This window comes from Rhizobium sp. CSW-27 (genome assembly GCF_018760785.1).
Taxonomy (GTDB): domain Bacteria; phylum Pseudomonadota; class Alphaproteobacteria; order Rhizobiales; family Rhizobiaceae; genus Neorhizobium.
In genome coordinates, this window is sequence record NZ_JAHHZO010000033.1 from 1 (window position 1) to 12,223 (window position 12,223).

General features: G+C 61.3%; 15 protein-coding genes. All 15 read left to right on the forward strand.

Annotation, left to right across the window (positions count from 1 at the left end; translation table 11 throughout):
• Window positions 1-191 (forward strand): hypothetical protein (locus KLP42_RS26035; protein ID WP_215571088.1); only part of this gene is annotated, 191 nt, incomplete at its 5' end.
• Window positions 191-1,504 (forward strand): phage portal protein, encoded by a 1,314-nt coding sequence (locus KLP42_RS26040; protein ID WP_215571089.1) that lies wholly within the window; start codon window positions 191-193, stop codon window positions 1,502-1,504. The genes KLP42_RS26035 and KLP42_RS26040, both read left to right, overlap by 1 nt.
• Window positions 1,501-2,367 carry a head maturation protease, ClpP-related gene (locus KLP42_RS26045; RefSeq protein ID WP_215571090.1) on the forward strand — a complete coding sequence of 289 codons (867 nt, stop codon included), beginning with the start codon at window positions 1,501-1,503 and terminating at the stop codon, window positions 2,365-2,367. The genes KLP42_RS26040 and KLP42_RS26045 overlap by 4 nt, the downstream gene beginning before the upstream one ends.
• Window positions 2,368-2,394: 27 nt before the next feature.
• A complete protein-coding gene (locus KLP42_RS26050) occupies window positions 2,395-3,873 on the forward strand; it encodes a phage major capsid protein (RefSeq protein ID WP_215571091.1) in 1,479 nt (492 codons plus the stop codon).
• A gap of 69 nt (window positions 3,874-3,942) precedes the next feature.
• Window positions 3,943-4,290, forward strand: coding sequence for a DUF7302 family protein (locus KLP42_RS26055; RefSeq protein ID WP_215571092.1), 348 nt, complete (start codon window positions 3,943-3,945; stop codon window positions 4,288-4,290).
• On the forward strand, window positions 4,290-4,889 hold the full coding sequence (locus tag KLP42_RS26060) for a head-tail connector protein (RefSeq protein WP_215571093.1): 600 nt from the start codon (window positions 4,290-4,292) through the stop codon (window positions 4,887-4,889). The genes KLP42_RS26055 and KLP42_RS26060 overlap by 1 nt, the downstream gene beginning before the upstream one ends.
• A gap of 8 nt (window positions 4,890-4,897) precedes the next feature.
• Complete coding sequence (locus tag KLP42_RS26065; protein ID WP_215571094.1) at window positions 4,898-5,083, forward strand: hypothetical protein; 186 nt, start codon at window positions 4,898-4,900, stop codon at window positions 5,081-5,083.
• On the forward strand, window positions 5,076-5,414 hold the full coding sequence (locus KLP42_RS26070; RefSeq protein WP_215571095.1) for a phage head completion protein: 339 nt from the start codon (window positions 5,076-5,078) through the stop codon (window positions 5,412-5,414). The genes KLP42_RS26065 and KLP42_RS26070 overlap by 8 nt, the downstream gene beginning before the upstream one ends.
• Complete coding sequence (locus KLP42_RS26075; protein WP_215571096.1) at window positions 5,411-5,824, forward strand: hypothetical protein; 414 nt, start codon at window positions 5,411-5,413, stop codon at window positions 5,822-5,824. Before KLP42_RS26070 ends, KLP42_RS26075 begins: the two co-directional genes overlap by 4 nt.
• The gene (locus KLP42_RS26080) at window positions 5,821-6,252 is read left to right on the forward strand and encodes a DUF3168 domain-containing protein (protein WP_215571097.1); all 432 of its coding nucleotides are present in this window, start codon (window positions 5,821-5,823) and stop codon (window positions 6,250-6,252) included. The genes KLP42_RS26075 and KLP42_RS26080 overlap by 4 nt, the downstream gene beginning before the upstream one ends.
• 41 nt (window positions 6,253-6,293) lie before the next feature.
• Window positions 6,294-6,728 carry a phage tail tube protein gene (locus tag KLP42_RS26085; protein ID WP_215571098.1) on the forward strand — a complete coding sequence of 145 codons (435 nt, stop codon included), beginning with the start codon at window positions 6,294-6,296 and terminating at the stop codon, window positions 6,726-6,728.
• 35 nt (window positions 6,729-6,763) lie between these two features.
• Complete coding sequence (locus KLP42_RS26090; RefSeq protein ID WP_215571077.1) at window positions 6,764-7,177, forward strand: gene transfer agent family protein; 414 nt, start codon at window positions 6,764-6,766, stop codon at window positions 7,175-7,177.
• A 92-nt stretch (window positions 7,178-7,269) separates the two neighbouring features.
• Window positions 7,270-7,392 carry a hypothetical protein gene (locus KLP42_RS27185; protein ID WP_286675515.1) on the forward strand — a complete coding sequence of 41 codons (123 nt, stop codon included), beginning with the start codon at window positions 7,270-7,272 and terminating at the stop codon, window positions 7,390-7,392.
• Window positions 7,393-7,759: 367 nt separating this feature from the next.
• The gene (locus KLP42_RS26095) at window positions 7,760-9,484 is read left to right on the forward strand and encodes a restriction endonuclease (protein ID WP_215571099.1); all 1,725 of its coding nucleotides are present in this window, start codon (window positions 7,760-7,762) and stop codon (window positions 9,482-9,484) included.
• Between the two features lie 565 nt (window positions 9,485-10,049).
• Window positions 10,050-12,223: tape measure protein (locus tag KLP42_RS26100; protein WP_215571100.1), on the forward strand; the 2,174-nt coding region annotated here is incomplete at its 3' end.

Here is a 12,223-nt window from a genome sequence, read left to right on the forward strand (position 1 = left end):
ATCTGTGCGCGGCAAGTGTCGTCTATGCGGAAAACCGAACCGGCCACCGCATGTTCGACAAGGAAAACGCCTTTGGGCGCATCGACGGCATGGTGTCCACGGCGATGTCGGTCGGGATCGCGCTCTGCCGTCAACGTCCCGAGGAAAACCTCGACGACTTCCTCTCCAACCCTGTCATGGTAGGTCTTTGATGGCGAACAAGAAGAAACGAGGTCTTGCCTCCGCGCCATCCAACGTCACGCGCGAGGAGCTGGCCACGAAAAGCCAGCGATTGAGCCTAAAGGACAGTGCCGGATGGGCAGCAGCCTTTGGCACCAGCAATCATGCCGGAAAAACCGTAACGCTGAATACGGCCATGCAGCTTGCCACCGTCTGGGCCTGCGTGCGGCTGACAGCGCAGGCGGTGTCCTGCCTGCCGCTGTCGATCTTTGAGAAGCGCGGCGACAATAGCAGGGTGAAGGTCGAGGCCGACGACGCCTTGGTCGATGTCTTGTGCGAAAGCCCGAACGAAGACCAGACGCCGCTCGAATTCTGGGAAACCATGGTCGCCTGGTTGATGACCACGGGCAATGCCTATGCGGAAAAGGTCGAGATCGGCACGCGCTTGAGCGCGCTGCAGCCAATGCCCAGCACCCATTGCCACCCCTTCCGCGATGCAGACGGTGCCTTGAAGTTCAACGTCATCGATCGCGGAAAGAGCGAGATCCTGCCACGCGACAAGGTCTTTCACCTGAAGGGCTTTGGCTTTGGTGGTGATGTCGGCCTCTCTCCCATCCAGTTCGGGTCGCAGACCTTTGGCTCGGCGATTGCGATTGACGAGGCGGCCGGCCGGCTGTTTGGCAAGGGGTTGCAGGCAAGCGGCATCCTGTCCTCGGAAAAGATCCTCGACAAGACGCAGCGGGCCGACCTTGAGGGGATCATGAGCCGGTTTGTCGGTTCTTCCAATGCCGGCAAGCTGATGATCCTGGAAGCCGGCCTCAAATACGACCGGCTGTCGCTGTCGCCGGTCGATGCGCAGATGCTGGAAAACCACCGCTTCTCGGTGGAAGAAATGTGCCGCTGGTTCGGCATGCCGCCGATCATCATCGGCCATGCCGCGCAAGGCCAGACGATGTGGGGCTCGGGCGTCGAGCAGATCCTGCTCGCCTGGCTGACGCTCGGCATTGATCCGCTCTGTGATCGGATCGAGGCGCGCATCAAAAAGCAGCTGATCCGCCCGAGCGGCAATCGGCGCCGTTATGCCGAGTTCAACCGCGAGGCGCTGCTGCAGATGGACAGTGCCGCCAAAGCCTCGTTCCTGTCGGTCATGACGCAAAACGGTCTGATGACGCGCAATGAAGGTCGGGCAAAGCTCAACCTGCCACGCGTCGAGGGCGGGGATGAGCTGACAGCCCAGACCAACCTTGCGCCGCTCTCAGTCCTGGGCGCCGCAAGTGATGGCAATACAGCCCGCGCGGCAATGCGCGCCTGGTTGCAAGGTGAAACAGACAAGGTGGCCGCATGACCCTTCGTATTCTCCCGAGTGCCGCCATCGGCATTCGCCCTGGCCTGCATTCGAAAGTGACGGCACGGGCGTTTGAGAACTGGAACCCCGATATCCGCCAGGCCGCCGGCACGGCGGAGACCGTCGAGAACACGATCTCGGTTCTCGATGTGATCGGCAATGACGCCTGGGGCGAGGGGGTGACGGCCAAACGTGTGGCCGCAGCCCTGCGTTCGATCGGCGACCAGAATGTCGTCGTCAACATCAACTCGCCCGGCGGCAACTATTTTGAGGGCCTGGCGATCTACAACACGCTTCGCGAACACAAGGCCAAGGTGACGGTGAAGATCTTAGGCGTCGCGGCCTCGGCCGCATCCGTGATCGCCATGGCGGCCGACGAGGTGCAGATTGCGCGTGCCGGCTTCCTGATGATCCACAATGCCTGGGTCGTGGCCGAGGGCGACCGTCATCAGCTGCGCGAGGTGGCCGACTTCCTCGAACCCTTCGATGCAGCCGCCGTCGATATCTATGTGGCACGCTCGGGCATGGATGCCAAAGAGGTCGCCAAGATGCTCGACCGGGAAACATGGATCGGCGGGGCAGAAGCGGTCGAAAAGGGTTTGGCCGATGCGCTTTTATCCTCTGACGAAATCGCCGCCTCGCCGCAAAACTCGGCCGCTGCGAAAACGCGGGTGGCCGCCCACCGCGTCGATGATCTCTTGGCGCAACTCAACGTGCCGCGTTCCGAGCGGCGCGAACTGATTGCGGCTCTCAAAGGGGGCATGCCTGGCGCTGCCTCAACCGGCATGCACGACGCTGCCGTCCTGTCGGAGGTCAACGACCTCCTCAAGTCTACGCTCAACACCTTCAAAACGTCCGTCTAACGCCCGGACCCAAAGGACATATCTCCCATGAAACTCGTCGCTCTTTGCGGAGCGATCGCGCTTGCCGTGATCGCCACCGCCTGCTTTGCCATGCCGTCTTCGGACCTGGTTGCGCACCTTGCGTCGGCCGCCACGATCCATCCGCCCGTGATGGCGATGGTCATGATGGTCGGTGCTCATCCTGCCCACATGCGAAAGGCCCGCATGCCTTCGTTCCCGGCATCGCTCCTGATGACCGCGCTTCCCGCCGGCATCATCGGTTCCGTCCGCAACGAGGCCAATGTGGAAAAGCTGCTGGCTGACGTGAAGGCGTCGCTGAAGGAAGTCTCCGACGGCGTCAAGCAGACGGCCGAGGAGGCGCTGCGCCAGGCAAAGTCTGCCGGCTCGGTCTCCGACGAGATCAAACAGAAGGCCGACAAGCTCTTGTCCGACCAGGCCAAGCTTGCCGAGACCCAGAACAGGCTGACGGAAAAGGTCGAGCAGCTTTCGACCCGCAACACGGATCTCGAACAGCGGCTGGCCTCGCGCCGTAGCGGCACACAGGATGAGCCGAAATCGCTCGGCCAGTTGGTCGGTGACCATGCCAATGTGAAGGCCTTCGTGGCAGCCGGCGCCAAGGGCACCGTCAATGTCTCGGTGCAGAACGCCATCACCACCTCGGCCGGTTCGGCCGGCGCGCTGATTACCCCGCAGCGCGACACGGAAGTGGTCGGCATGCCGCGCCGGCAGTTCTTCATCCGCCAGCTCCTGCAGGTCGGCACCACCACCTCGAACAGCATCGAATATGCCCGCATGGTGGCGCGGGTGAATGCGGCAGCCGCAGTTGCCGAAGCCGCCTTGAAGCCGGAATCGAATTACACCTATGAGCCGGCCGATGCGCCGGTGCGCACCATTGCCCATTGGGTGCCGGTGTCGCGCCAGGCGATGGACGACATTCCCCAGCTGCAGAGCGAGATCGACGGTGAGCTGCGCTATGGTCTCGATTTTGTCGAGGAAGCCCAGATCCTGAAGGGCGACGGTCTCGGGCAGAACCTGCATGGTCTGGTGCCGCAGGCAACCGACTATACCGAGCCGGCGGGCATTACGGTTGCAGCCAAGACCAAGATCGATGTGCTGCGCCTGGCGCTGCTTCAGGCCTCGCTCGCCGAATATCCCGCCGATGGCATTGTGCTCAATCCGATCGACTGGGCCGATATCGAGCTCACCAAGGATGGCGAGAACCGTTATCTGTTTGCCACCATCATTCAGATGCTCGGGCCTCAGCTGTGGGGGCGGCCGGTCATCTCCACGCAGGCGATGGCGCAGGACGAGTTTCTGGCGGGTGCCTTCAAGATGGCCGCCAAGGTCTGGGACCGCATGGATACGGAAGTCGCGATCTCGTCCGAAGACCGCGACAACTTCGTCAAGAACATGCTCACCGTCCGCGCCGAAAAGCGCCTGGCGCTCGCCGTCAAGCGGCCGAAGGCGCTGGTTGCCGGCGACTTCACCACGGCGCTTGCCGCCTGATCAACCGCGATCGGCGGATGACGGCGGGCAGCATTGTTCTGCCCGCCTGCTCGCCAATGGAGAACCCACATGGAAATCAAAGCAAAGCGCAGCTCGTATGGCGACTATGGCAATGTGCGCCGGGGCGAGGTGATCACGGTCGATGACCGTCTGGGCAAGGCGCTCCTGCAGAAGGGCAGTTTTGTTGCCTATGACGCCAAGGCCGAGGCCAAGGCAGAAGCCGAACGCGAGGCACAGCGGCTGGCGGCCGAGGCATCACAGAAAGCGGCCGAGCAGGAGAGGGCGGCAGCCAAGAGCTCTCAGGCAGCCGAGCTGGAAACCCTGCGATCGGAACTGAACGAAAAAGCCGCGCGCATTGCCGATCTGGAAAAGCAGCTCGACGCCTATAAGACGGCCGACGCCAAGGGCAAGAAGTGATGGCGGTCGATCTGAGGGTAATTGAACCGCCCGTGCCGATCGTCACGCTGGACGATGCCCGCCGGCACCTGGCCGAACTGCCAGAGGAAGACGAGGCCTATGTCGAAGGCCTCATTCTGGCCGCCACGACCTGGATCGATGGGCCGACCGGCTGGCTCGGGCGGGCGCTTGGCATCCAGACACTCGATTATGCCATGGAAGACTTCCACTCCGAGGCTGACGGCTATATCCACCTGCCGTTCAGCCCGGTGCTGGAGCTGGTATCAATCCGGGTTCGGGTGGGTGCCGATAGCTTTGAGACGATCCCACCGGCAGAATACGAGATCGACGCGGGTGGTGTTTATCCCTTGTCCGGCGCCTGGCCGTTCGTCTCCGGTCGCAATCAGCGGGTCATCATCCGCTATCGGGTCGGCTGCGCAAAGACGGTTGGCGCACCGGCGGTCTGGGTGGCGAATGTGCCCGAACCCATCCGCTTTGCGATCCTGCTTCTCGTTGCGCACTGGTATCGGAACCGCGAGGCCGTGGTGATCGGGCAAAGCGCTGTCACTCTCCCCTTTGCGGTCGATGCGCTTTTGCAGCCCTACCGCATCTATCGATAGGAGCGGCCATGGCCCGTGTCCGGTTCCTCAAGGATTTTGACTACCGGCCGCCCGTGTTCGGCGTGACCATCGCTTACAAGGCCGGTCAAACCTACACGGTCAAACGCGACTGCGCCGACCAGGCGCTTGCCGCAAAGGCGGCCGTGACGGTGAGGGCGGAGCGATCGGCGCCAAAGGCAGGCGGCGATGATTGATGCCGGCAGTCTGAACGAACGGGTGGCACTCGACAAGCGTGAGCGTGTCAGTGATGGCGCAGGCAATTATCGCGCGGACTTTGCCGAGCAGTTCCAGCGCCGGGCAGCCTTTGTCTATGCCGGTGGAAGTGAGGCGGTTGTGGCCGAGCGCCTGCAGGGACGCGCCATCCTGAAAGTCCGCCTGCGCAAGGATCTTTTGTCCAAAACCATCGGGACAGACTGGCAGCTGCGCGATGTCAGGCGCGGCACGGTCTATGCGATCCGCGAGGTGGATGCCGTCACCGATCCCCTTTGCGTCTTTCTCACCGTCATCAGCGGGGTTGCCTCATGAAGTTCATCGGATTGGAAAAACTACGCCGGCGCCTGGAGCGGATACCGGCCGAGGTGCGCAAACGCGCCAAGGCGGAGCTGATGCTGCAGGGCCGCGAGATCAACATGCTGCAGCGCTCGCTGGTGCCGAAGGATGATCTCACACTTGCCGGCACCATTCGTTCCGAACCCTTGCCCGACCCGGAAATCGGCGTCGTCATCCGGGCCGGGGGCGATGCCACCACCAAGCCGGTGCGCGACAGCGACTATGCCGTCCCGGAATATGATTATGCCCTTGCCCAGGAGTTCGGCCGCGAGGGGATGCCGGCCAATCCGTTCTTCCTGCCGGCAATCCGGGTGCGCAAGAAAAAGGCGAGGGCGCGCGTTCGGGCTGCCGTGCGCCGGGCGCTGAAAACGGCGGGCAAGGGATGAGCGAGGATCCGAGCCTGGCCATTCAGGTGGCGCTGGTGGCCCGCGTGGCGGAGCTGACGCGCGATGACGTCGAAGGCCGCGTCTATGACGATGTGCCGGCGGCAGCCGAGCGCATTGCCGATACCGGGGCGGACTTCCCTTACATCTCGATTGCCGACGGCCAGCTCGTGCCGATCGACGAAGAATGCTTTGATCGCTCGACCACCTTCATCAATCTCAATGTTTGGTCACGGGCGATCGGATACCCGGAAGTCAAGGGCATTGCAGGTCGCCTGCGTATCGGCCTTCACGAACAGGACCTGGCGATTGCCGGGCATGTCCTCGACCGCATGCGCGTCGAAAACATCACCTTCAGCCGCGACCCCGATGGCGTCACCCGCCGAGCGCGCCTTGAACTGTCGGTTGAGACCCAGCCGCAGACGGACTGACTGCAAAATCCCACCATCCCCTGAATATGGAGACCATCGTCATGGCGACGACTAAGAAGCTATTGGTGCAGTTTGGCGACGGCGCCGATCCGCAGGCCTTCTCGCATGCCTGCACCATCAACACCTCGCAGGATTTTACCGTCGAGGCGACCACCACCGATGCCACCGACCCCAATTGCGAAAACCCCGATGCGCCGGGCTGGGTGCTGCGTTCCGTCGATACGCTGTCGGCCAGCATCAATGGTGCCGGCACCATGGACCCGATGAGCTACGGGCGCCTGCGCGACCAGCAGCTGTCGGGCGAACCGATCGATGCCCGCGTGCTGATCGATCTGCCGGCAGGACAGGGCGGCGGGTACTATGCCGGGCGCTACGTGATCACGTCGCTTGGCATTGCCAAGGAAGGCAAAGGTTATGTCTCCTGCACCATCGCCCTGCAGTCGGACGGTGAAGTGGTCTGGGTCGGTGCGGCATGAGCGCGCCACTCACCCTTCCATTCGCTGGCAAAAGCATGGCCTTCCGTTTGGCAATCGGCCAACTGCAGGAGCTGCAGCTCGCCTGCAGTGCCGGACCCGCCACCATTCTGGCCCGCCTCATGGCCTCGCAGCCGCAGGCGGCCAATGCCAGGCGGCCGGACCCGGAGAATTATCCCCTCGGTGCCTCCGATCCGGACTTCCTCGCGGACTTCAACGCCTATGCGCTGTTGCGCGGCATTGGCGGTGACTGGCGCGTCGAGGATGTTCGCGAGACCATTCGCCTCGGGCTGATTGGCGCCGGCATGACGCCCACTGACGCCTTCGGCATGGTCACTCGCTATGTCGATGACCTGGCGCGCTCGCCCCTGGTCGATAATGTCGGGATCGCAGCCGCTATCCTGCATCATGCGCTCACGGCCCCGGAGGGCGAAAAGCCGGGAAAGCCGTAGACCGGGAAGACGAGGGCGACGGGCGCCTGGTCTTCTCGGATTTTTACGGCCTCGGCGCCATCATGGGATTTGCGCCGTCTGAGGTGGACAGCATGATGTTGTGGGCGTTTGCCGCCTGTGCGGATGGCTATGCCAAGGCCAATGGCGCGGAAGAGGTGCCGGTCGCGCCGAGCTTTGAGGAGCATCAGGCGATGTTGAGGAGGTTGGCGGGGTAGGGGGCCGGCTTGCGAGATTGCTATGGTCGCCTTCGAGAGACTACAACTCAGTGTCCTCAGCCGGAAAATTCAGGCCGCAACATCCTAACGCAGAGTGTCTAAAATCGGCCCATTGCGGTCATTACGAACTGAAAATAAAGTGGCTACCGCATGGCATCCACAAACCACAATCTATCAATGGGCTCCGGCTTAACGACCTCCCTTGAGCTTAAGCAGCCGCAGGACGGTGCTGGAGTGGACCAGCGTTGAGCCTGCACGCTACAGAGGACTGCGCACCGCAGAGCGCTTCAATGCAAAAACTGGTTAGCCACTGGACGCGCAACCAGGGATTTGCTTCTCTCTGATCGCAATTTCAAGGGGGCGTACAATGGTCCAGGTTTCTTATCGGTCCAGATATATCAAAGCATTGAAGGTCGGTGAGATCGAGGCAAAATGGAGTGCCAATGGTCAGCGCATCCTGCGCTATTCAATCGATTTCTGGCAGACTGAACTGGGCCTTCACAAGCAGGTCAGCGCTCCCGAGATTTACCTTCTTGAGATTAAGGTTCGAGAGCTGCTTGACCGGTGGGACAGGCTTGCCGATGAGCAATATCGTAAGTCTCAGCTCGCCGCCAGCAAGGAAGCCTGCGATGCGATGACAGCGGAAGCGGGCGCGAAGTTACTCGCTGTCAGCAAGATCCTCGACTGGACCCTCAGCCGCAATGATCGAGTTGACTGGGAAAATTTGAAAGACAGGTCATCTTACACAGGTCCCATGTCTTTTCACGTGCCTAAACCTTCTCGCAAATCTATCGGCGAGCCGATCTTTTTTGGTCCTCATATCTCCTTCTGGGATGTCATTTTCGGCCGGCGCGCCAGGAAACTGGAGCAAGCTCGCGCGCTCTACGAAGCGGACAAGGAGGACTGGAAACGGAAGACGGAGGAGGCAATCGCTCTTCACAACGCCAAGGTCGACGAGTGGCGCCAAGCAAAAGAACAGTATGAAGCCGACTGCAAGCGAAAGCGCGATGAGTTCATGGCCGCCCAAGATGCAGGCAATTCGAAGATCGATCAGCTTGCTCAGGATGTACAAGCCGGCGAGCCGAGGGCTGTAATCGAACACGCCAGTCTGGTACTCGATGCCTCTGACTATGGAGGACTTTTCGAGAAATCCTACGAGCTTGATTATCAACCCGCTCCAGCAAAGCTGCTTCAGATTGAATACGAGCTTCCATCTCTCGATAAAATGCCGACGCTGAAGTCGGTGAAATTCACGCCCTCTACGGGAGAAGTCAAAGAGACGCATCTGTCAGACAGGGAGCAAAAAGCGAGCTTCGATTCGGCCTGCTACCAGATTTGCCTGCGCACTCTCCACGAGCTGTTCGAGGCCGATGAGCATGGAAACCTTGAGACCATCCTTTTCAATGGTTTTTCGACGAGCGTGAATCGCGCCACTGGCAAGGATACCCGTAGCTGCATCATGTCCGTTCTCGTCACGAAGGCAGAATTTGAGCAGATCGATCTCGGAAGAGTGGACCCGAAAGCATGCTTCAAGAGCTTGAAAGGCGTATCAGCTTCGTCTCTCGCGGCCCTGGCGCCGATCGCCCCTGTCATGGAAATGAATAAGCAGGACAAGCGCTTTATCGATTCAAAGGAGGTCATCGCAAGCCTCGACACCGCCACCAACATTGCCGCAATGGACTGGGGTGACTTCGAGCACCTGATCCGTGAGTTGTTCGAGAAGGAGTTTGCCTCCAGGGGTGGCGAGGTGAAGATAACACAGGCAAGCAGCGACGGCGGTGTGGATGCCGTAGCGTTTGATCCGGATCCGATCACAGGCGGGAAGATCGTTATCCAGGCGAAGAGATATACAAAGACTGTTGGGGTATCAGCCGTGCGGGACCTGTACGGGACAGTGCAGCATGAAGGAGCCTCAAGAGGCATCCTGATCTCGACTGCCGATTACGGGCCGGACGCTCATCAGTTCGCCTCGGGCAAGCCGATAAGCCTGTTTTCTGGCTCGCACCTTCTCCATCTACTGCAGAAACATGGATATAACGCGAAGATTGATCTACAGGCAGCGCGTAAGGAGCTAAACCTCCGAAATAGCTGAAGCTGTTCCTGTGGTTGATGGCCCCAAGGATTAGATCCAGTGAGCACTGGTTTAATGGCAGTGAACACGTCCCGCTTTGTTGTCCATGTGGCAACACTGGCCAGGCGGCGAGCTCTTACGGCACCCCCCGCCATGTGCATGCGCCGGTGCGATAGCGGAAGCGAGCAAGGCCGATGCCAGTAAAAAGCGAATAGTGATCATGCTCCCCTCCGAAACGTCAGAGGCAACCATAGCATTCAGCGCGAGCATGTTGAGAAAGCTAAGCGAATAAGATTAAGTCGCGCCAAGGGCGCGGGCGATATGCGGGCCTGCAGAAACCAGCACGACGAGGAGTAGGATGACGAGCAGGCCCAAAACCACCACTTCTGCTTAATCACTGCCCTTTGTCCACTTTCAGTGCACGGTGGACCTGATCCGAATGGCCGACATGGACGCGCAAAGCCGAGATAGCTTTTGCCAATACGATGCCCGCGATAGCGATGCTTGACGATGCGCCCTTGATCGACTTTGGCAGCCTTTGCTGCCACGCGCGCCTCCCATCCCATAAACCTGCACAGGACCCATCATGGCCGTCACCCTTGATGAGCTTCGCGCTGTCATGCGCATGGAGCTTAATCCCTTCATGAAAGACCTGCAGAAGGTCAACGGCGTTACGGCGCAGACGGCCCGCAAGGTCGAGACGACGTGGCTTGCGACGAACAAGCGCCTGGACAATATCGGCCGCAACATGGCCCATAGCCTTGCAACGCCGCTTCTCGGCATTGGCGCCGCGCTGTCGGTGGATGCCGTTCAGCGCTATGCCGACGCCTGGACGACGGCAAAGAACAGCCTGGCTGTCGCTGGCGTGGTTGGCGATAACCAGACGGCGGTTCTCGATCGTCTCTATCAGTCGGCTCAGGATAATGCCGCGCCGATCGGGGCGCTGGCAGATCTGTTCGGCAAGGCCTCGCAGGCCTCCGACGTCCTGGGAGCGAGCCAGGGCGAATTGCTCAAGTTCTCGGACGGCGTGGCAACGGCGCTGAAGGTGGAGGGCAAGAGTGCATCGGAAGCTTCCGGCGCGCTGACCCAGCTCGGGCAGCTGCTCGGCCAGACCCGCGTGCAGGCGGAAGAATTCAACTCGATCAATGAAGGCGCGCGGCCGATCCTGATGGCGGTTGCCAATGGTCTCGATGAGGCCGGCGGATCGGTGTCGAAGCTGAAGCAGCTGGTCAACGACGGCAAGGTGTCGGGGCAGCAGTTCTTTCAGGCCTTCCTCAAAGGACTGCCGAGCATTCAGGCCATGGCCGCCAATGCCACGCAGACGATCGAGCAGGGCATGACGAAGGTGAACAACGCCTTCACCAGATATATCGGCCAGACCGACGAAAGCCTTGGCGCCAGCGCGCGCCTGGTCGCCGGCCTCAATGCGCTCGCGGACAATTTCGAGCAGACGGCAGATGTGGTGCTGAAGGTCGCGGCAATCATTGCCGGCACCCTGGTCGGCCGTTCCATCGCCGGAATGATCACCAGCCTCGGGCTCGCCACCACAGCCGTGTTCCGGTTTATTGCCGCCATTCGCGCGGCCGGTACGATTGCAGGCCTCGCAACCGCTATGAGTGGCCTCACTGTCGCCGCAGGCCCGATTGGCGCGGTGATCGGCGCTACGGCTGTCGGGGCGCTGGCACTGTTCTATTCCGGCTCCACGGAAGCCAGCGAAGGGGCGGCTCTGTTTGAGGAGCGCCTGAAGCGGATGGGGGAGGCGGCAAACGAAGCCGCCCGGAAGACGGAAGATGCCGGCGACCGTATCAACGCGGTCCTGGTCAACAAACTGCGCAAGGAAGTGGCTGCAACGAGCGATGCAGCGGCCGAGGCTTCAACGGCGGTTGCCGACCTGTTCGACAACCTGTTCAGGAACGTCGATCGCGATACGATCTCGCCTGAGCAGCTCGCGCAGCTCGAGGAACTGAAGGTCGGTCTCGACAATGGCAGTGTCAGCGCAGCCGGTGCCAAGAACGCACTTTATGCGCTGGCAAATTCCAACCCGGACTTTCAGGGGGTGGCGGATGCGTTTGCGCCGCTGCTGGATCGTCTGAAGGAAGTTGTTGAAGGCGCCAAGGCCGCCCGTGCGGAGTTGGCGGGCACGACAGGCTCGGCGCTCTCAGAAGAGCAGATTGCGGGCTACAAGCAGTATGCCGCCTCGCGTGCGCAAGGCGAGGAGATGCTGCGGATCGGCAAGGCCTATTCGGAAGAGGCTCAGCGCCAGAACGGTTTGAGCCGTGAACAGTTGGCAATCGAGAAGGAGATCGCCTCGATCCGCAAGGATCTGGCGGAAAAGGGTGGCTTCCTGCCGGAAGATCAGATCAAGGCGCAGGCGGCGGCCAATGTCGCGGCCTCTGACGCCCGCAACAAATCCGGACGTTCGGGCGCAAGCTCGATCAAGCCAACGGCTGACAGCCGGTTTGACGGCGACATTCAGGCGATCCGCGACCGCACGGCCGCATTGATCGAGGAACAGGAAATCATCGGCCTGACCTATCGCGAGCAGGAAAAGCGGCGCATGGCGCTCGACCTCGAACAGGTGGCGCTGGCCGATCTGCGGGAGGAAGCGCGCCGGAAGGGGCAGACGGATCTCGCCAGCATCCAGCTGTCGGCCGACCAGCGCAGCCAGATCGACCAGGTGTCGGAAGCCTATGCGCGGCAGGCGGATATCCTGCGGCAGGTCACGGAAGGACAGCAGCGGGCCGAAGAGGCCGCGGCCGA

Bases quoted from the DNA above. Each gene is read 5' to 3' on its own strand.
- KLP42_RS26040 (WP_215571089.1), top strand. From the start codon at position 191: ATGGCGAACAAGAAGAAACGAGGTCTTGCCTCCGCGCCATCCAACGTC.
- KLP42_RS26045 (WP_215571090.1), top strand. From the start codon at position 1,501: ATGACCCTTCGTATTCTCCCGAGTGCCGCCATCGGCATTCGCCCTGGC.
- KLP42_RS26050 (WP_215571091.1), top strand. From the start codon at position 2,395: ATGAAACTCGTCGCTCTTTGCGGAGCGATCGCGCTTGCCGTGATCGCC.
- KLP42_RS26055 (WP_215571092.1), top strand. From the start codon at position 3,943: ATGGAAATCAAAGCAAAGCGCAGCTCGTATGGCGACTATGGCAATGTG.
- KLP42_RS26060 (WP_215571093.1), top strand. From the start codon at position 4,290: ATGGCGGTCGATCTGAGGGTAATTGAACCGCCCGTGCCGATCGTCACG.
- KLP42_RS26065 (WP_215571094.1), top strand. From the start codon at position 4,898: ATGGCCCGTGTCCGGTTCCTCAAGGATTTTGACTACCGGCCGCCCGTG.
- KLP42_RS26070 (WP_215571095.1), top strand. From the start codon at position 5,076: ATGATTGATGCCGGCAGTCTGAACGAACGGGTGGCACTCGACAAGCGT.
- KLP42_RS26075 (WP_215571096.1), top strand. From the start codon at position 5,411: ATGAAGTTCATCGGATTGGAAAAACTACGCCGGCGCCTGGAGCGGATA.
- KLP42_RS26080 (WP_215571097.1), top strand. From the start codon at position 5,821: ATGAGCGAGGATCCGAGCCTGGCCATTCAGGTGGCGCTGGTGGCCCGC.
- KLP42_RS26085 (WP_215571098.1), top strand. From the start codon at position 6,294: ATGGCGACGACTAAGAAGCTATTGGTGCAGTTTGGCGACGGCGCCGAT.
- KLP42_RS26090 (WP_215571077.1), top strand. From the start codon at position 6,764: ATGGCCTTCCGTTTGGCAATCGGCCAACTGCAGGAGCTGCAGCTCGCC.
- KLP42_RS27185 (WP_286675515.1), top strand. From the start codon at position 7,270: ATGATGTTGTGGGCGTTTGCCGCCTGTGCGGATGGCTATGCCAAGGCC.
- KLP42_RS26095 (WP_215571099.1), top strand. From the start codon at position 7,760: ATGGTCCAGGTTTCTTATCGGTCCAGATATATCAAAGCATTGAAGGTC.